Origin of the sequence: Clostridium sp. CS001, assembly GCF_020443565.1 — a bacterium.
Taxonomy (GTDB): Bacteria; Bacillota; Clostridia; order Clostridiales; family Clostridiaceae; genus Clostridium_AD.
Map to the genome: position 1 here is coordinate 96,142 of NZ_JAIZZN010000005.1, position 19,499 is coordinate 115,640.

Here is a 19,499-nt window from a genome sequence, read left to right on the forward strand (position 1 = left end):
ATATTCCTCCAATTCTTTTTTTATTTTAGTGTTCTGAAATTATTACAATATTAATCATTGTTAACATTACAAATATAACCATTTGGATAGTTCCATCAAATAAATCAAAATACATATGTAATGGTATTGGTATTCCTAGTTGCGCTACCCAAGCAATTCCACTGAGTCCACCATACACTAATTCCATAATTATAGTTGCCGCAAACATATTTCCAAATAGTCTTAGGCTTAAAGACACCGGCAGCATAATTCTTTCCATTATGTTTATTGGAAGCAATAAGGGTAATGGTTTTGCATAGCCAGTAAAGTAATGTTTTATACCTGCTTTTTTAATTGTATAACCCTGTATAACTAAAAATGTGATTAAGCTCATCCCTAAAGTTACACTATAGTCTGTAGTAGGTGATTTTATTCCAAATAGCCCCACTAAATTCATTGATAAAAGATAAACACCTAATGTGCCTATAAATGGAACAAAACTCTTGAAACTTTTACCCATAGTTTCTTCTACTGTTTTTACAACAAACTCTACAAAAATTTCGACTATATTTTGTTTTTTATCTGGTATCTTTTTAAGATTTAAATTAATAAATGCTATTAGCAAGCTCAATCCCAAAATTATTATCCACTGTATTATCAGGCTCTGTGTAATTTTAAAGTTATATCCAAATAAATTAACACTAAGTAGTTGCGAAACATCTCCCACTTACTCACTTCCCTTCACACTCTTTAATATTAATTCCGTAAAGTACTAGAGAAATAAGCTGTGAACTATATCCTAATATATACGCAATTATAGCAAAGTTATAATAATCAAAAACCATTAAGCCTATTACACATACTATAACCACCCTAAAAACAAACCCAATAAAAGTAATAATCCCATATTTATTTTTTGTTTTGGATAATATCAAATTAAAAAATAATGAGTTTAATAATAAGGTAATACTTGCTAATATTAGACCCAATAAAAAAAACACTGCGTATTTTTTAGCAATAAAATAAATTACAGTAGTTCCTACGAGTGCTATAAAAAAATTATAAAAGTTAATCTTTTTATACATCTGTGTTGACTTAATATTCACTTTTTTTCTCCTTACAATTTACTAACATTTTCAATTATAATCCTGAAATTTTCATAAATGAAACCTCGAATTTCTCTTATTTTCACTATATAAGGCGATTTATGGCTGTTTTATCTTGTTAATCTCACCTTTCCTCTCCCTAACTCCGTTTTAAGATGTATTAACATTTAACAAAAAATTCACATCATTATTATTCAATTGATATCTTTGTCCCAATTTTCTAAATACTTTCAATAAATTTAATGTTACTTCTAGAATCATTGATTTCTAACAATCCTTAAAGACCTTGAAGTATTAATTTTATTTAATTAAACATTTACATAAATTTAAAATTAATTATATATCCCGTTAAATATTTTGTCTTTTTAAAATAATTGAAATATTGTACATGACTTCTTGCAAAAGTTTTTATTTTTCTTTACACATTTACATTATCTTTATCATTTATTGCTAGAAATATACATGCATTTTTAGATATTTTAGTGCGTATAGGCTTTTAAATACCTCATATGAGGATAAAGAATACATTTAACCTATGCAATTTACTATTTATAAAAATGACTTTTAAAACTTTCAAAACTTTTATTTCCTATTGTTTAAATCATAAAAAAGAACAAAAATAGATCTGAAAATTTATTTTCTAAATTATCAGACCTACCTTAACAGAGTTTAATATTAAATTTAGCAACATTATAAACCTTTATAAGTGTTTTTATAACATTTTTAGATAGTGTATTTTATTTATCTTTGTATTTTATTATTATTAAAGTATCTTAATAACACATCCACTATTTTAACAGAAGCATCCCCATTGCCATAAGGATTAATTGATGTACTCATGTTATTATACTCATTTACATCATGAAGCAGTTTATTAGCTTCTAATACAATTTTGTCTACATCTGTACCAACTAGCCTTACTGTACCAGCTTCTTCTGCTTCAACTCTTTCCGTAACAGTTCTAAGCACTAATACTGGTTTACCTAAATGAGGAGCTTCTTCTTGAATCCCTCCTGAATCAGTCATTATAAGATAGGATTTCTTCATTAAGTTATGAATTTCAGTGGTATCTATAGGATCAAGTATATGCACCATATCCACACCTTTTAGACTGCTCTGCACCATATCCTTCACTACTGGATTTGGATGTACTAGAAATAATACTTCTACGTCTTTGTTTTCTCTAACAAGAGTTTTAATCGCATTGCATATATTTTCAATTCCAATTCCCCAATTTTCTCTTCTATGAGCAGTAACTACTATGACCTTTTTGCTTTCATAGTCTATTTGATTTAACTCATGGTTTTCAAAAATATAATCTTCTTTAATTGTAAACTTCATGGCATCTATAACTGTATTGCCTGTAACAAAAATTGAGTTCTCCTCTATTCCCTCTTTTAATAGATTTTCTTTAGATGTAGTAGTAGGAGAAAAATGTAAATCTGCCAATGAGCTAGTCAATTTTCTATTAATTTCTTCAGGATATGGAGAAAACTTGTCAAAGCTTCTAAGTCCTGCTTCTACGTGACCAATATGTATCTTTTTATAAAAGGCTGCTAGAGATGCGGCAAACGTTGTTGTTGTATCTCCATGCACCAGTATCATATCCGGTTCTTCCTTTTCAAAAATCTCTCCCAGGCCTGAAAGTACAGAACAAGTTACACTAGTTAAACTTTGTTTTGTTTTCATTATGTTTAAATCATACTGAGGTATAATGTTAAAGGTTTCTAGAACCTGATCAAGCATTTCTCTGTGCTGAGCTGTAACGCATACAATACATTGTATCTGTGGTACTTTTTCCAGCTCCTTAATTAGAGGTGCCATTTTTACAGCCTCAGGTCTTGTACCAAAAACTACAATGACTTTGATTTTTTTCATAAGATGCCTCCTAATCTAATATAGCTTACTTTGATTTAAATATAATCACATATAATCTTCTATTTACTAAATACTTATATATTTAGCTACTCTTCATGTTCAAAAATGCCATACTTCCAAGCTATTGAAACTATAATAACAATTATTAATGCCAACAAAAAATAAGCTCTTTGAGTACTAATTCTCATGGCTATAATAGAAAAACCACCTAGCACAGCACTTATAAAATACATAATGATAACTGCTTGTTTTTGACTAAGTCCCATATCTAAAAGTCGATGGTGTAAATGCCCTTTATCTGCTTGCATCATTGGTTTACCGTTAACTTTCCTTCTAATCATTGCAAAAAGAGTATCATAAATAGGTAATCCAAAAGCTAAGATCGGTACAGCGATAACAAACGCCGTTGCTGATTTAATAGCTCCCTCAATTGAAATGGCTGCTAAAAGGAATCCCAGTAGTTGCGAACCTGTATCTCCCATAAAGATGGAAGCCGGATTAAAATTATAGGGCAAAAATCCTAATATTGCTCCACTTAGAACTGCAGTTAAAAATGCGGCTTCTAGCCTTCCATTTCTTATTGAAACTATCATTAAAGTTACAGATGATATAAATGCTATGCCCGCAGCCAACCCATCTAATCCGTCTATTAAATTAAAGGCATTAGTTACTCCTACAATCCATATTATTGTTACCGGAACATAAATCCACCCTATATTTAGATAGGGATAAAACGCCCTAAAAGGATTGGTTACAATTGATATTTTTATACCCGCCTGTAAAAGACATATAGCTGCCAGCACTTGTATTAAAAGCTTGTACTTAGGCCTTAAATCTTTAACATCATCTATAATACCACCTAGAACAATTACAGTGGCTCCAAGAATTATGCCCTTTTGAGAAGTTGTTAAAATACCATTATATAAGATTATTCCTATAACAAAAGCTACATATATAGCAAGCCCACCCATAATTGGGATAGGTTTATTATGTATTCTTCTTTCATCCTTGGGAATATCAATTGCATTAACCTTTATTGCAATCACTCTAACTATTGGAGTAATCATAATAGAAATTAAAGCTGTAATTATTGCTAAACCATAAATATTACTCATAATAAAACCTTTCTTTCACAAAATAGTGTTTTTTATTTAATATCCTCCATCACCTTCAAATGAATCATCATTTTCTATCCATTCCTCTACACATACAGTTTCATATGCCTCTTTTGTATCTCTAATTATTACTTTCTCAATTCCTGAATTAATTATAAATCTTTTGCATAAAGAGCAAGGAGATGCATTTTTAACTAATTCGCCACTGCTAACCTCTTTGCCAACTAAATACAAAGTGGCACCTAGCATATCATGTCTTCGCGCTGATATAATAGCATTTTGCTCAGCATGAACCGATCTACAAAGCTCATATCTCGTTCCCCTTGGAACCTTTAACTCTTCCCTTCTACAAACCCCTAAATCGCAGCAATTTTTTCTACCTCTAGGCGCTCCTGAATATCCAGTGGACATGATTTCATCGTTTTTTACTATTATAGCCGCAAAATTTCTACGTAGACAAGTGCCGCGTTCTAATATGGTTTCGCATATATCTAAATAATAATTATGTTTGTCAATCCTTGCCATTGTTATACCCCATAAAAATATATTTTAATTATATAGATAGAAAATCAAAGTTCAATTTAAAATCTAATAATCAATCACTACTAGTTTACACTAAATAATCGATAATTTAAAGTCTTTAATAATCTACCTCATACATTATAAAAAAAAGAAAAATACAGATTATATTCACTGCATTTCTCTTTTTAGTAGAGTTCTATTATATTATTACTCCATTTATACCGATAGTTACCTCTCTATATGGAACTATTATTCCAGATTGTAGCATAGCTTCTTTTACAGAACTAACAATACCAGAGCAACAAGGCACTTCCATCCTAACTACTGTAATACTTTTAATATCGTTATCTTTTAATATTTCTGCAATCTTCTCTTTGTAATAATTATTGTCATCCAATTTTGGGCAACCTATCAAGGTTACTTTTCCTTTAATAAATTCTTCATGAAAATTCCCATAAGCATAAGCGGTGCAATCAGCTGCAATTAAAATATCAGCCCCATTTAAAAATCCTGAACTAGAGTTTACTAGTTTCAATTGAACTGGCCATTGGTTTAATTCTGATGAAACAGTTATATTCTTCTCACTATTTATTTTATTTGACATCTTTGATGCCGTTAAATTCGTACTTCTCTTTATAGATTTTTCCATTGTTCCAGGACATCCACAAGGCAAATCAGGTTTCTTCGTATTTTGCTCTTTTTTTGCTTCAACAGCGGCCTCATCATAATCCACTGCATCTCTTTCAACTATTTTAATTGCGTCTGTAGGGCACTCTGGTAGACAATGTCCTAGTCCATCACAATACTCATCACTTATAAGCTTAGCCTTACCATCAACCAATTCCATGGCCCCTTCATGGCAAGCCTTAATACATAATCCACAACCATTGCATTTTTCTTCATCTATTTCGATAATATTTCTTTTCATATTTACGCCTCCTAATATATTTCTTTTTAGGTGCCTCAATTTACTATTTAATTGACTCGATATATTAATTATATTAGAATTACTTATAATAATATGTAACTCACGTTACCAAATTAAAATTTTAGAGGTGTTATCATGGATAAGTTAGTGGATAATTTAAGGCATTGCATCTTATTTAAAGATTTAACTTCCGAAGAGCTTCAAAACTTAATAATGAATGTAAACTATTCCATTTCCGATAATTGTAAAAACTGTTTTGAATGCCGTACTTGCATAGTTGCACTAGAGGGTGATACCTGTGATACTTTAGGAATTATAATTGCGGGAGAACTAGAAGTTCAAAAACACTATGCTAGTGGAAAAGTCGTTACATTAGCAAAGTTAAATAAAGGAAAAACCTTTGGCGAAGCAATTGCTTTTTCAGAAACAAATTTATATCCAGCTACTATAGTATCTTCCAAAGGTTCTGTTATACTATATATTTCAAAAAAAGATATTATAGATATGTGCAGTTCTTATCCTAAGGTACTAAATAATTTTATGCAACTGTTATCAAGTAAAATTCTTTTACTGAACAAAAAAATTAAAGAACTATCTTTTGAAACCTTAAGAGAAAAAGTATCCAGCTACTTACTTTCTCAATACGAACTTCAAAAATCCCTAGACCTCACACTTCCTATATCTAGAAAAGACCTTGCACAGCATCTTGGTGTACAAAGGCCATCTCTTTCAAGGGAGTTCGTCAATATGAAGAATGATGGTTTAATAGACTTTAATAAAAACTTAGTCCAAATAAAGGATTTAGAGGCCATCGAAGACATGCTGATTTAATGGCATTTCAGAAGGAAGCTTCACACCTATTGCATAAATGGACACCACCACCCTGTTAACCGTAAAGCTTCAGTAGGAATCTATACTTCCTTCTGAAGTCATTAATATTACAGCACCGCAGGTGATGATTAGTACAATTGTCGAATACAATCAAACCCTTTAGCTAAAAAGTATTTAATTTTACTTGATAATTATTATCCGTTGTGATATAATAATTCTTGTAAGGAAGTTAAATTTGTACTTCCTATTTATTTAGCAAATTATATTATTTAATATAAGAAAATATGGGAGTTAGCAATTAATATTGCTTCCTACCCTAAAGAAATTCGAGGGGGAAATAAATATGAAGAAATTTGTTTGTACAGTCTGTGGATATGTTTATGAAGGAGATTCTGCGCCAGATACGTGTCCAGTTTGCAATGCAAAAAGTGATAAGTTTATAGAAAAGAATGAAAATGATATGTCTTGGGCAGATGAACATAAAGTTGGAGTTGCTAAAGATGCTACTCCTGAAGTACTAGAAGCATTGAGAGCTAACTTTGTTGGAGAATGTACTGAAGTTGGTATGTATCTTGCAATGAGTCGCCAGGCAGATAGAGAAGGTTTCCCTGAAGTTGCAGCTGCTTATAAAAGAATAGCCTTTGAAGAAGCTGATCATGCTGCAAAGTTTGCTGAATTACTTGGTGAAGTAGTAACAGCAGATACTAAGAAAAATCTTGAAATGAGAGTTGATGCTGAACATGGAGCTTGTCAAGGTAAGAAAGATTTAGCTACTTTAGCTAAAAAACTCAACTACGATGCAATCCATGATACAGTGCATGAAATGTGTAAAGATGAAGCACGTCACGGTGCTGCCTTCAAAGGATTACTTACTAGATATTTTCAATAAAAGTCAGTAAAACATAAAAAAGCAACTTACAGATAAATTTCTGTAAGTTGCTTTTTAAGTTTTACTGACTATTTAGTTCCGAATAATCTATCTCCTGCATCACCAAGGCCTGGTACTATATATCCTTTTTCATTTAATCTTTCATCAATTGATGCCACATATATATCTACATCCGGGTGCGCGTTCATAACAGCTTTGATTCCTTCAGGTGCAACTATAAGACACATAAGCCTTATATTTTTCGCTCCTCTTTTCTTAAGTGCTGAAATTGCATCTATCGCAGAACCTCCTGTAGCAAGCATAGGATCTGTAACAATTATATCTCTTTCATTGATATCTTGAGGTAATTTACAGAAATATTCAACTGGTTGCAATGTTTCCTCATCTCTGTACATTCCTATATGGCCAACTTTAGCTGCTGGTATAAGCTTTAACATCCCATCAACCATACCAAGTCCCGCTCTTAATATTGGCACTATAGCCATTTTCTTTCCAGCTAAAACTTTGCATTTAGTAATACAAATAGGAGTTTCTATATCTACCTCTTCAAGCTGTAAATCGCGTGTAACTTCATAAGCCATTAGCATCGCAACTTCTTCAACTAATTCTCTAAAATCCTTTGATCCTGTGTTCTTATCCCTTATAAGTGCCAATTTATGTAGTATAAGTGGGTGTGCAATCTGTGTTACTTTACTCATTTATATTTCCCCCTGTCTTTTTAATATTTATTTGGAATATTTTCTTTCGATTTCAGTAATCTTATCGATTCTATTTTGATGTCTATCCCCTGCAAACTCAGCGTTTATAAAAGCATCTACTATATCCAATGCTAATCCCTTGCCCACTACTCGCTCTCCTAAAGCTAATATGTTAGCATTATTATGTTCGCGAGTTGAGTGTGCACTAAACGTATCGCTGCATAGTGCAGCCCTTATCCCTGGAACCTTGTTTGCTGCAATACTTATTCCTATCCCTGTTCCACATATTAATATACCTAGTTCAAAGTTTTTTGCTACTACTTCCTCTGCAACCTTTAATGCATAATCTGGATAATCACAAGAAGCCTCATTATGAGTCCCAAAGTCTGTTACTTCAATATTCTTACTCTCTAAATGGCTAATTATCTCTTTTTTTAAGTTTAACCCACCATGATCACTACCTAATGCTATTTTCATTGTAAAACACCTCCAAGATATATTTTCTTATTAAGAAATACTATATTACAAAAAAAGAAGACATTGGTATTAAAATAAATTATTTAAATACCATTATCTTCTTTATGTTATCCAATAACAAGAATATATTATTCATCAATTCATTAAAAACTTTCAAACAAGTTGAAATATTCTTAACAAGTGAGTCTATACCACCCGTACCATATGCTTTATTTAAAATAGCTTCTAACATATTTGTTCTTCGCATTTCATTATTACAAACATACAATACTTCCATGGTTGACCTCCTTGTAATTCTTTAGAATAAATATCAGTTATAAATTGTATCTACCTATACATAAGTTATATCAAAACCTGCCGACTTCTTAAGCCTATTCATTATAGCAACACCTATACCCTTTTCATCAAAAGCTTCAGATAATATTAAATCTACATCTATATCATCAAAACTTCTCAAAACCTCAAACAGATTTCTTCCTACAATATCTAGATGATCCCTGCTTCCTAAAGAAATAACTGTTCCATAGGGATATAGTTCTTTAGTTTCATCTGTTGCAATAATACCTATTTTTTTGTTACCTATATTATTTTGCACTATTTCATTGATTTTTGCAACTGTTTTTTCTAAATCTCCGCATATAATCTTTACAGGGGATTTTGGTGCATAATGCCTATACTTCATACCAGGTGCTTTAGGCTTAAAATCCTCTGTTTGTTTACTCATTATACTTTTATCAATATATATATCTTTATCTACCTCTTTTAACATTTCAATGGTTATAGCCCCAGGTCTTAGGATGCATAAAGGAGCACAAGTACAGTCAACTATTGTGGACTCAAGACCTACTTCGCTTTTATCTCCACCTAAAATATACTCCACCTTGCCACTTAAATCTTCAATACAACTTTCTACATCTGTAGGACTAGGTCTTCCAGATATATTAGCTGAAGGTGCTGCAATAGGGGTCTTAGCCATTTCAATAAGTTTTCTAGCAATAGGATTTGAAGGCATTCGTATGCCTACAGTACTTAATCCAGCACTAGTAGTTTCAGGAACTAAATCAGACTTGTTGAAAATTAGTGTTATTGGTCCAGGCCAATATCTATTCATAATCTCTCTGGCTATGTTAGGTATTTCTTTAACTAAAGGTTCTATATTAAAATCAGCTACATGTACAATAAGTGGGTTATCCTGCGGTCTTCCCTTAGCTTTAAAAATTTTTTCTACAGCCAGCTTATCTAAGGCATTTGCACCAAGACCATACACTGTCTCCGTAGGAAAAACAACCAATCCTCCTTCTGATATAACAATGCCTGCCTCACTAATTATATTTTTATCTATATTATCTTCATCTAAAATCGCAATCTTTGTATTCATCTTTACACCTCTTAAATCACATTAGTCATTATTAACCCAACTATTATCCCTAAAAGCATACCCAATGTACTTGTTGTTCCCGGCCAAAGCTTCTTAGCTTCCGGAATCATCTCTTCATAAATCACGTATAACATGACCCCTGAAGCAAAAGCTAGCGAACTTCCTAATATATTTGTAGATATACTTCCTACATAAATACCTATCCAAGCACCAATTGCAGTTGGTAGTGCTGTTAAAAAAGCATAAAACAAAATTTTTCTATTCTTCATCCCTGAAAGCATGAGAGGTGCAGCCACCGCTAGCCCCTCAGGCACGTCATGTATGGCAATTATCACACTCATCTTAAGCCCTAAGCCTTCACCATTGACAAACCCAAATCCCATTATGAGCCCTTCAGGAAAGTTATGAATCATTATGCCCATGGCAACCATAAACGCCACTTTCGTATACCTAAAGTTCACATTACTACTGAAATTACTTATTGCATCTATTATTACAACACTAATAATTCCTATGATTAAAAACAACAAGGTCCTAAGTAATCCCGTTTTACTTGTGGCTTCTGGAATAAGCTCAAAAACTACAATGGAAAGCATTAGTCCCGATGTAAATCCTATGATACTACCCAAAACTTTTTTAGAAGGTTTATTCATAGTAACCCCTAAAAGTGCGCCTATCATAGTTCCAATTAATGCTATTATACCAGAAAATATTACTATTAATACAATTCTATCTCTCAAGTTTATACCCCCACTCTTATAGAACTACAATTACAAAAGTTATAATTCTATATACTAATTTTATTTATATATGTGGGGGTTTATGCTGTATTCTCTATATTCTTTAATTCTTTCTATGGCATCATCAGAAAATACCGCTTGAACACTAGATTTATATAGTTCATCTAACAAAACATACTTCATGAATCCACCATTCTTAATTATGAAATAGAAATATTCTTCTTCAGGCTCTTCAATTTTAGCTCTGTTATACATATAAGCTACATAGGGGTATTTTTTCAAAAAATTTATGCCTACAGGGTTAATCCTTTTATTTCTGAATCTAGACTTTGTTATTATAATTATTTCCAGATTTCTATCTCGACCTTCAGTATGAACTAAGGCAACCTTTTTGCATGTTATAATAAATTTAGCCTTTAAAATTCCACACCATATACTGATCTTATATCCATCTCGTTTAAAGTCAATGTATTCTTCATCAATTCTATGAATCACAACAAAACCAATGAGCAGCTCCATGCAACATAAATATATTGCAAAGAATATACTTGTAATCTTTGACATTATTAGTATAACTGGTAATAAAACAAAAATAAAGCTCATTGATAGCATAAAACGTTTATAAGTTTTTTTTTGCTTTCTAATGGCTTTATTTATATTCATAATTTCACCTTCACTTATAATAATACATTCTTCATAAACTAATTCTTAATTATTGTCTCCCATAGCTTTCATTTTTTCTGCTTGATCAGCGGTTATTAATGTATTTATCATTTCATCTATGTCTCCATCAAGAAAAGATTCAAGTCTATAGAGTGTTAACCCTATTCTATGGTCTGTTACTCTTCCTTGAGGGTAGTTATAAGTTCTTATTCTTTCGCTTCTATCTCCTGTACCAACTTGACTCTTCCTGTCTTCAGCTATCCCTGCAGATCTTTCAGCTTCAGCTTTATCAAACAATCTAGCTTTTAATATTTTTAGAGCTTTTTCTTTATTTTTTAGCTGAGATTTTTCATCTTGACAAGAAACCACAAGTCCTGTAGGAATATGGGTCATTCTAACTGCAGAGTCCGTGGTGTTAACACACTGCCCTCCATTACCAGACGCTCTAAACACATCTATTCTTAAATCGTTAGCACCAATTTCTATATCTACATCTTCAACCTCTGGCAAAACTGCTACGGTAGCTGTAGATGTATGAATTCTTCCACTTGATTCTGTGTCTGGAACTCTTTGGACTCTATGCACTCCACTTTCGTATTTGAATTTACTATAGGTAGATTCGCCTTTTATCATAAATACCACTTCTTTAAATCCGCCGATATCAGTTTCGTTTGCACTCATAACTTCAACTTTCCATCTATTACGTTCTGCATACCTTGTATACATTCTAAATAAATTTGCTGCAAATAGTGCCGCCTCGTCTCCACCTGCGCCCCCTCTGATTTCAATAAATACATTTTTATCATCATTTGGGTCTTTAGGTAAAAGTAAGATTCTTAACTCTTCCTGCATAGCTTCTTTAATTTGAATGTTTTCCTTAATTTCCTCTTGAATCATATCTTTCATATCTTTATCGGATTCTTCTTTGAGCATTTCTTTATTTGTCTCTAAATCTTGTTTAGCTTTTTTATATATTTTATATTTTGTCACAAGTATCTCTAGCTCTGCATGTTCTTTACATAACTTTTGCCATTCTTTTTGGTTAGCAATAACTGAAGCATCGCTAATTTTTATAGTAAGTTCATCATATTTATTTTCTGTAAATTCAAGCCTATCTAACATTTTTTTATCACTCCGTATATATATTTTCACATCTCTATATTATATCACAGTTATATTCAATATACAAATTGCGTATAACTGTATTTCTATACTTTAATATCCCTTTAATATCCTAATTCACCTGGCCTTTTAACAACATCACAGATGATGATTTAGCTTACTAAAACACCTTATTCTACTAAGGTTCCTTTTATAACTCTATCATTCCCAGATAGATCTTTGATACATTCAATATTCTTAAATCCTGCTTTAAAAAGAATATTCGTAACCTCTTCTCTTTGATCATATCCTATTTCAAAAGCTAAAAGTCCGCCTTCCTCAAGCAATAGTAAGCTTTCCTTCGTAATTCTTCTGTAAAAGTCTAGGCCATCTCTACCTCCACTTAGCGCTATGTGCGGTTCATAATTCTTTACATCATCCATTAAAGTAGGTACAACATCTTCTCTTATATACGGAGGATTTGACACTATCACCTGAAACTTCTTATTTTGACTAATTGCTACTTGCAGCAAATCACTGTGTTCTACCTGAACCCTTTTAGATAAGCCATGTCTTTCTATATTAAGTTTTGACACAGCCAACGCATCATATGATATATCATACATCATTACATTTGCATCTTTATTAAATTCAGCTATAGCTATGCCAATAGCTCCACTTCCACAACAAACATCGCACACTTTAGTATAAGCATTTTCTTTTATATGTTTAATGACTTCTTCAACTAAAATCTCAGTATCCGGTCTTGGTATTAACACTCCAGGCTTTACTATGAAACTTATACCCATAAATTCACATTCACCAAGGATATATTTTATAGGCATCTTATTTTCTCTAAGCTTGATTAGACTAAAAAACTCCTCTTGTTGATTTTGACTAAGGTTAAAATCTCTATTAAGCATTATGAACAATTTATCCTTATTTAAAACCTTACTAAGCAAAAGTTGTGAATCTAATAAATAACTTTCAATTTGAATCTTTTTTAAAACTTCATATGCCTCAAGAAGTATTTCTCCTATATTCATAGTCTTTCACCTCTCTCCACGATTACCACTTTATTAATATATATACCTTCATGGTAACAATGTTCTTGTATTTATTAAACTATCGCCTGTGGCATTTGAATATTAACCACTTCAATACCCTCAGCAACCTTAAGTGCTCTTATTGCTACCTCGATTTGAGATAAATCAGGCTCTCTTGTAGTCAGATTTTGTAACTTAAGCCCTGGATAAGAAAGGATTTTAGATAATCTACCAGTGCTTTTTCCCATCCACTTAATAATTTCATAACTTACACCTGAAATCACAGGGAGCAAAATAATTCTATATAATATTCTCTCTCCAATTGAGTTCCAACCTGTTAAAGAGAATACTATTATGCTTACTATCATGACTAAAAATAAAAAGTTTGTGCCACATCTTGGATGTAACCGACCAAACTTAGCTGCATTCTCTGGAGTTAACTCAATATTATTCTCATAACAAAATATAGTTTTATGTTCAGCACCATGATATTGATACACTCTATTAATATCTTCCATCTTTCCTATTAAATAAACATATAACAAGAATATCAAAACCCTAATTACTCCTTCTACAATATTCATGCCCATTGTACTTGCGCCCATATTACTAAAAATATTAGCTATAAGCGTGGGTAGAATGAAAAATAATCCTACTGATATGCCCAATGAAATAACAAGCGATATCCCCATAATTATATCATTACTTTTTTCTTTGAAGATCTTTTCTATCCATTTATCCAATTTTGAAGACTCCCCTTCATCCTCAAAAAACGAAGCTGAATAATTTAAAGTTTGAACACCTATAACTAATGATTCAATTAATGAAATAAATCCTCTTATTATTGGAAGTCCGAAAAACTTATTCTTTTTAGAAAAAGAAGTATAGTTTTTTTGCTCTACTACAATTTCTCCTTGAGCAGTTCTCACTGCAGTAGCAATACCTGCACTTCCTCTCATCATAACACCTTCAATTACTGCTTGACCTCCGACATTTACACTTTTAGCCATAGTTACACTCCTTCTCTAGGAATAATGTGACACTTTCTACATCTTGCTTCATAGGATTCTAATGCCCCAATTAACACAATAGGATCCTCATATTTAGCTGGCCTTCCATTAATTAATCGCTGAGTTCTAGTAGCTGGGTTACCGCATACTACACAAATAGCTTGAATTTTGTCCACAAATTCTGCCACAGCCAGTAGCGCAGGAATAGGTCCAAAGGGCACTCCTTTAAAATCCATATCTAACCCCGCACAGATAACTCTTTTATTATTATCAGCTAAAGTAGTAATTACATCAATTATACCCTCATCAAAAAACTGCACCTCATCGATAGCAACAACTTGTGTATCAATATCTAAGAGTCCCAATATCTCTGTGCTATCCTTAACTGGAATAGCCTCTTCCTTTTCTCCACAGTGGGACACTACATCTTCTTTATCATATCTATTGTCAATCTCCGGTTTAAAAACTTGTACCTTTTGTTTTGCAATTTTTGTTCTTCTAATCCTACGTATAAGTTCTTCTGACTTACCACTATACATAGGTCCTATAATAACTTCTACCCAACCATGATCTTTCGGTCCATACATACTTTTACCTCCAATTTAATAAAAAAACTTAAGCATATATATTTTATCAAATATATACTATATATTAAAGCAAAAATTAATTTTATTCTTATTGACTTAATTCATATTAATATGATAAACTTAAGTAGTTGACGATACGGGTATATATCTAGTATTTGAAAGAGGTGAATAATATGCAAGAAGGAATACATCCAGAATACCATAATGATACAGTTGTTAAATGTGCATGTGGAAACACTTTTATTACAGGTTCTACTAAACAAGAACTTAAAATAGACGTATGTTCTAACTGCCATCCATTCTACACTGGAAAGCAAAAGAATATTGATGCTGGTGGAAGAGTTGATAGATTCATGAAGAAATTCAACATTAAAAATGAAGATGCAGAATAATATATTAATGGGAAAGATTTAATTATCTTTCCCATTTTTTATTTATCTAGCTAACATCTCAAAATTTTTATTTATCATTTCTAAAAACTCACCATTACTTTTAGTTGTAGCTAATAAATTTAACAGTTTTTCTGTTACACCAATAGCATTACCTTCTCTATACATTATCTTTCTCAAGTTATATATAGTTTCCATCTCGATTTTAGTAAGCAATAAATCTTCTCTTCTTGTTCCTGATTTATATATATCAACTGCTGGGAATATTCTTCTCTCTTGAAGTTTTCTATCTAAATGAACTTCCATGTTTCCTGTACCCTTGAATTCCTCAAAAATCATATCGTCCATTCTACTTCCTGTCTCTACCAAAGCAGTAGCAAGTATTGTTAAACTTCCACCCTCTTCAATATTTCTAGCCGCTCCAAAAAATTTCTTTGGCATTAAAAGCGCACTAGGATCAAGTCCACCAGATAAAGTTCTGCCTGAAGGTGTTACAGTTAAATTATAAGCTCTAGAAAGCCTAGTTAAACTATCTAATAGGATAACTACATCTTGACCTTGCTCAACCATTCTTTTAGCTCTTTCAAGTACCATATAAGCCACTTTTGTATGGTGATCTGGTTCTTCATCAAAAGTCGAATAAATAACTTCGCCATTAATAGACCTTTGCATATCAGTAACTTCTTCTGGTCTCTCATCTATTAAAACAACAATTAATTTTACTTCTGGGTGATTTACAGAGATACTGTTAGCGATTTTTTTAAGAAGTGTTGTTTTTCCTGCCTTTGGTTGTGCTACAATTATTCCTCTTTGGCCTTTACCTATAGGAGAAATAATATCCATGATTCTTGAAGACAAATCATTTGGAGTAGTTTCTAGTCGCAATCTTTGAGTTGGATAAATAGGTGTTAACTTATCAAAAGGTCTTCTGCCTACAGCTCTCTCAGGATTTTCTCCATTGACTCCCTGTACATATAATAAGGCTTTAAATTTTTCACCTTCTTTTGGTGTTCTAACCTTACCTTCTACTTCATCACCTGTCTTTAAGTTAAATCTTCTGATTTGAGAAGGTGAAACATAAATATCATCAGGGCCAGATAAATAATTTTGTCCTCTTAGAAAGCCATAACTATTGCTTTCAATTATTTCCAAAACTCCTCTTGCCGTTCCTGATTCGCTTATCATTTCTTGCAACTTTTCTCTTTTATTCTCATTTTGATTTTTAAAACCTGTGTCAAACTCTTCACTTTCAATAATTTGATCACCTTGAACGGATTCATCTAAGATCTTTTTCTCCGAACTTTCTATAATGTTATGTTCAACTGTAGGAGTATTCTTTGGACTTATCTTTTCTGTTAAAATAACTCCATCCTTTTCCATTGAAACTGGTGTCATTTTTTTTACTTCATCAATTAATTCGCTTTTTTTAAGCTTAGAAATGTTTTTAACACCGAGTTCTCTACAATGTTCCCGTAGTTCTACTACTGTCATATTGTCAAAATCCTTATTTATCAAAACCTGCACCTCCGAGGGGTATTTCATATACAATATCTATTTAATAAATATCATGGAAACTTTAAAAACGTATTTACTATCCAATGAATTTCTTTGAAATGATATGTTGTCTAATTATATCCTATTTAATAATTTTAATCCACTATAATAAAGCACGCACTAATCTGCAAAATCTATTCATACTTTCTTTTATATCATAGCGCCAATTCTTTTTATAGTTTGCCTGTGTTCCTTAACCTTTTGTATAACTTTTTCATTCTTTCCAATGAAAAATATAGGTAAGCCTAGTTGCTCACAACCCCCTATAACCATATTTCTTTTCAATAATTCATTAACATTATAATGATAAAAGTGGAACTCACCACATAGTGGGCACTTCACCCTTATTATTATTTCATTACCTTTTTTAATCTCAACGTTTAAAGAGGGAAATCTAGCGTTAATACTCTCAAATTCAAATATTGTCAGTTCTTCAATCTTATATTCACCATTAGAATTCTTTAAAGCCATAGCAATATTAGTGTCGAATATCAATTACTTCACCCCTATAATATATATTTTCTCATGCAAAGTAACCTTTTGCGATAACTTACAATGTTTAAATATAAACTTATTTTACTCTGCAATAGTGTTTAGTATTAAATTCTATACGTTTTATAAAATTCCTGCTAAATTTTAATATGTTCTACTAGTTAACTTATTCCACTTTAGTAATGCCCAATATATCCTCTATTTCAAAATACATCTCTCTAAATTCTCTATTAATAAAAAATCGTTCCTCTGCTTTTTTTGAACCGTAACTAACAGCTCTTTTATTTAAAATTAGAAAATCCTTATATGCACTTTCCACATTCCCACATCTATATTTTTTTAATAGTAAGAACAGAATATATTTACACTCTCTATCTTTTAATACTTTTAGTAATTCATATGTTTTTATACCTTTGACTTCACAAATAGCTTCTATTATCTTCTCATAATCAATACTTTTTAACACAAAACCACTCCTAGCTTTTATATGCATTTTTTATTTAAATGCACCTTAATTAAATTATTGACAGCTATTCATTTAAAATATCCGTAAAATGAAGTTTTAAATTCCCTTTAGTATCAAAAACTAGGCTTATGGCAGTATATTATCCCTATAATTGAACAAAGGCTATGTTCTAATATAGAACATAGCCAAAATGTAAATATTTTTTAATTTTTTATTATGCTTTAATGTTAATTTCTAATATGGTGCTCAATGTTTGCTGATTACCTATTATCATATCATAATCTATAAATACATCTCCGCCATTACTATTGATGTTCATCTTTAAATCCTTAGTATCCACTGTAAGATCTAATCCACCATGAGGTGTATTGTATAATGTTAAATCCCTTGCATCTTTTTTAAATTTCATTTCAGTATTAGTAGTTCCCGTCCTTATAAGTGTGAATCTTTCTTCGTCTATTTTTAGTGTAGTAGTAGTTCCCTTCATTCCTGAAATCTCTGTTTCTTCGTATACTGCATAATAAGAATTATCTTCCTTGTAGAACTTACCAGGTGTCACTACCTCAATTATATCGTCTTCATCTTCACTATCATTTTGTCTGCTAACTACTGAAATTATTGCATTCTTTTTCATAACTTACTCCTCGCTAATTTAAAATATAGTTGTTTATCTCTTCTTCTGTTGCTGGTACAACATCTATGGACTTATATATAGGATTCTCATATTCCATATAATTAACTGTTATATTCTTTTCATCTTTACCTTTGCTATATCTTCCTGAAACCTTAGCTGCAAATTCAATATCCTCATTTGTAGCCTTTCCAATTATAACAACTATAGAGCCCGTATACTCCTTAGATAAGAAGATTAAGTCTTCCTTAGTTAAAAGTTTCTTAAGTATTTCCCATTCTTCCTCTGTCCTTGCAGATATAATCTTAGCATCTTTTGATACCCTAAAGTGTCTTCCTATTTTTAATAATTCTAACTCTTTACTAGATATATCTTCTTTATTCTCAACTAGTTCCCTAAGTCTTAAGGAATAGTTAGGTTCTGTAAGTTTACATCCCCCTGCAGGTGATGGATAATCAACAATACCCCACTTTTCTGCCAGTTCCATTTGAACCTTTCTGTTTCTCCCTTTTATATCTAGAAGAGCTTCTCTATCTATTAGGCCTTCTATCTCCATTTCAGTTGGATTAAGATTCTTAGCACATAAAGGTCTCAATATTTTTCGCCCTATACCTGATTCATTTTTTACAATGTCTAAGGCTGATCTATTTTGAGACATAGGTCTTTGATTTAAAACTTCACCTGTTATAATGAAATCTGCATGAAACTTTTCCAATAATTGCCCACAGTATCTCATCATCATTGCATGACAATCAATACAAGGATTCATATTTTTACCATGCCCGTGTTTTGGCCTTTTTACCATTTGAAAATGTTCATCTGAAAAATCTATAACTTCTAATGGAATACCTATTTGTTTAACCATTCTTAATGCATTATCCTCATTAAAAAAATTGGATTTAAAACATATTCCTATAACTTCTATACCTTGTTCTTTTACAAGTTTTGCTGCTAATATACTATCAAGGCCTCCAGAAATCATAGCTAAAGCTGTTGTCATAATCTTTCTCCTCTCTTTA

Annotated in this window: 24 protein-coding genes; 3 read left to right on the plus strand and 21 right to left on the minus strand. The window is 31.6% G+C overall.

All coding sequences use genetic code 11. The features are described from left to right. Nucleotides 1–25: 25 nt before the first annotated feature. The 6 genes from LGK97_RS05330 to LGK97_RS05355 all read right to left on the minus strand — a co-directional run bounded on the left by LGK97_RS05330 (nt 26) and on the right by LGK97_RS05355 (nt 5,528). Nucleotides 26–706: a F0F1 ATP synthase subunit A gene (locus tag LGK97_RS05330; protein ID WP_226258713.1), complete on the minus strand. Its 681-nt coding sequence runs from the start codon at nt 704–706 to the stop codon at nt 26–28. A gap of 4 nt (nt 707–710) precedes the next feature. Further along, a complete protein-coding gene (locus LGK97_RS05335; RefSeq protein WP_226258714.1) occupies nt 711–1,085 on the minus strand; it encodes an ATP synthase subunit I in 375 nt (124 codons plus the stop codon). A gap of 741 nt (nt 1,086–1,826) precedes the next feature. Further along, the gene (wecB, locus tag LGK97_RS05340; protein ID WP_226258715.1) at nt 1,827–2,963 is read right to left on the minus strand and encodes a non-hydrolyzing UDP-N-acetylglucosamine 2-epimerase; all 1,137 of its coding nucleotides are present in this window, start codon (nt 2,961–2,963) and stop codon (nt 1,827–1,829) included. Nucleotides 2,964–3,049: 86 nt separating this feature from the next. Further along, the gene (locus LGK97_RS05345) at nt 3,050–4,078 is read right to left on the minus strand and encodes an MraY family glycosyltransferase (RefSeq protein WP_226258716.1); all 1,029 of its coding nucleotides are present in this window, start codon (nt 4,076–4,078) and stop codon (nt 3,050–3,052) included. A gap of 36 nt (nt 4,079–4,114) precedes the next feature. Beyond that, entirely contained in the window at nt 4,115–4,603 is a 489-nt protein-coding gene (locus LGK97_RS05350; protein WP_226258717.1) for a deoxycytidylate deaminase, read from the minus strand. 196 nt (nt 4,604–4,799) lie between these two features. Continuing rightward, nucleotides 4,800–5,528 (minus strand): ATP-binding protein, encoded by a 729-nt coding sequence (locus tag LGK97_RS05355; protein WP_226258718.1) that lies wholly within the window; start codon nt 5,526–5,528, stop codon nt 4,800–4,802. A 135-nt stretch (nt 5,529–5,663) separates the two neighbouring features. Between LGK97_RS05355 and LGK97_RS05360 the strand changes: the two genes are divergently transcribed. Both LGK97_RS05360 and LGK97_RS05365 read left to right on the plus strand, forming a co-directional pair. Then, entirely contained in the window at nt 5,664–6,359 is a 696-nt protein-coding gene (locus LGK97_RS05360) for a Crp/Fnr family transcriptional regulator (protein ID WP_226258719.1), read from the plus strand. Nucleotides 6,360–6,702: 343 nt separating this feature from the next. Next, a complete protein-coding gene (locus LGK97_RS05365) occupies nt 6,703–7,248 on the plus strand; it encodes an NADH peroxidase (protein WP_226258720.1) in 546 nt (181 codons plus the stop codon). A 68-nt stretch (nt 7,249–7,316) separates the two neighbouring features. Here LGK97_RS05365 and upp read toward each other — a convergent pair whose 3' ends face one another. From upp to LGK97_RS05415, 10 genes are all read right to left on the minus strand, one after another. Next, nucleotides 7,317–7,946 (minus strand): uracil phosphoribosyltransferase, encoded by a 630-nt coding sequence (gene upp, locus LGK97_RS05370; RefSeq protein WP_226258721.1) that lies wholly within the window; start codon nt 7,944–7,946, stop codon nt 7,317–7,319. 27 nt (nt 7,947–7,973) lie between these two features. After that, nucleotides 7,974–8,423, minus strand: a complete 450-nt coding sequence (gene rpiB, locus LGK97_RS05375; RefSeq protein WP_226258722.1) for a ribose 5-phosphate isomerase B — start codon at nt 8,421–8,423, stop codon at nt 7,974–7,976. A 79-nt stretch (nt 8,424–8,502) separates the two neighbouring features. Next, nucleotides 8,503–8,700 (minus strand): hypothetical protein, encoded by a 198-nt coding sequence (locus tag LGK97_RS05380; protein WP_226258723.1) that lies wholly within the window; start codon nt 8,698–8,700, stop codon nt 8,503–8,505. Between the two features lie 54 nt (nt 8,701–8,754). After that, the gene (locus tag LGK97_RS05385; RefSeq protein WP_226258724.1) at nt 8,755–9,801 is read right to left on the minus strand and encodes an L-threonylcarbamoyladenylate synthase; all 1,047 of its coding nucleotides are present in this window, start codon (nt 9,799–9,801) and stop codon (nt 8,755–8,757) included. Nucleotides 9,802–9,812: 11 nt separating this feature from the next. After that, a complete protein-coding gene (locus LGK97_RS05390) occupies nt 9,813–10,541 on the minus strand; it encodes a ZIP family metal transporter (protein ID WP_226258725.1) in 729 nt (242 codons plus the stop codon). Between the two features lie 60 nt (nt 10,542–10,601). Continuing rightward, a complete protein-coding gene (locus tag LGK97_RS05395; RefSeq protein WP_226258726.1) occupies nt 10,602–11,204 on the minus strand; it encodes a hypothetical protein in 603 nt (200 codons plus the stop codon). A 45-nt stretch (nt 11,205–11,249) separates the two neighbouring features. After that, on the minus strand, nt 11,250–12,326 hold the full coding sequence (gene prfA, locus LGK97_RS05400; protein WP_226258727.1) for a peptide chain release factor 1: 1,077 nt from the start codon (nt 12,324–12,326) through the stop codon (nt 11,250–11,252). A gap of 170 nt (nt 12,327–12,496) precedes the next feature. Then, nucleotides 12,497–13,351, minus strand: a complete 855-nt coding sequence (gene prmC / locus LGK97_RS05405) for a peptide chain release factor N(5)-glutamine methyltransferase (RefSeq protein ID WP_226258728.1) — start codon at nt 13,349–13,351, stop codon at nt 12,497–12,499. 74 nt (nt 13,352–13,425) lie between these two features. After that, nucleotides 13,426–14,361 (minus strand): DUF1385 domain-containing protein, encoded by a 936-nt coding sequence (locus LGK97_RS05410; protein WP_226258729.1) that lies wholly within the window; start codon nt 14,359–14,361, stop codon nt 13,426–13,428. Nucleotides 14,362–14,363: 2 nt separating this feature from the next. After that, nucleotides 14,364–14,948 (minus strand): thymidine kinase, encoded by a 585-nt coding sequence (locus LGK97_RS05415; protein ID WP_226258730.1) that lies wholly within the window; start codon nt 14,946–14,948, stop codon nt 14,364–14,366. A gap of 173 nt (nt 14,949–15,121) precedes the next feature. Between LGK97_RS05415 and rpmE the strand changes: the two genes are divergently transcribed. After that, nucleotides 15,122–15,340, plus strand: a complete 219-nt coding sequence (rpmE, locus tag LGK97_RS05420) for a 50S ribosomal protein L31 (protein WP_226258731.1) — start codon at nt 15,122–15,124, stop codon at nt 15,338–15,340. 42 nt (nt 15,341–15,382) lie between these two features. Here rpmE and rho read toward each other — a convergent pair whose 3' ends face one another. The 5 genes from rho to LGK97_RS05445 form a co-directional block, all read right to left on the minus strand. Continuing rightward, the gene (gene rho / locus LGK97_RS05425; RefSeq protein ID WP_226258732.1) at nt 15,383–16,852 is read right to left on the minus strand and encodes a transcription termination factor Rho; all 1,470 of its coding nucleotides are present in this window, start codon (nt 16,850–16,852) and stop codon (nt 15,383–15,385) included. Nucleotides 16,853–17,041: 189 nt separating this feature from the next. Beyond that, nucleotides 17,042–17,386, minus strand: a complete 345-nt coding sequence (locus LGK97_RS05430; RefSeq protein ID WP_226258733.1) for a hypothetical protein — start codon at nt 17,384–17,386, stop codon at nt 17,042–17,044. 163 nt (nt 17,387–17,549) lie between these two features. After that, complete coding sequence (locus LGK97_RS05435) at nt 17,550–17,849, minus strand: ribose-5-phosphate isomerase (protein WP_226258734.1); 300 nt, start codon at nt 17,847–17,849, stop codon at nt 17,550–17,552. Nucleotides 17,850–18,063: 214 nt separating this feature from the next. Further along, nucleotides 18,064–18,483 carry a DUF1934 domain-containing protein gene (locus LGK97_RS05440; protein ID WP_226258735.1) on the minus strand — a complete coding sequence of 140 codons (420 nt, stop codon included), beginning with the start codon at nt 18,481–18,483 and terminating at the stop codon, nt 18,064–18,066. Between the two features lie 13 nt (nt 18,484–18,496). Continuing rightward, nucleotides 18,497–19,480 carry a tRNA 4-thiouridine(8) synthase ThiI gene (locus LGK97_RS05445; RefSeq protein ID WP_226258736.1) on the minus strand — a complete coding sequence of 328 codons (984 nt, stop codon included), beginning with the start codon at nt 19,478–19,480 and terminating at the stop codon, nt 18,497–18,499. Between the last annotated feature and the right edge of the window lie 19 nt (nt 19,481–19,499).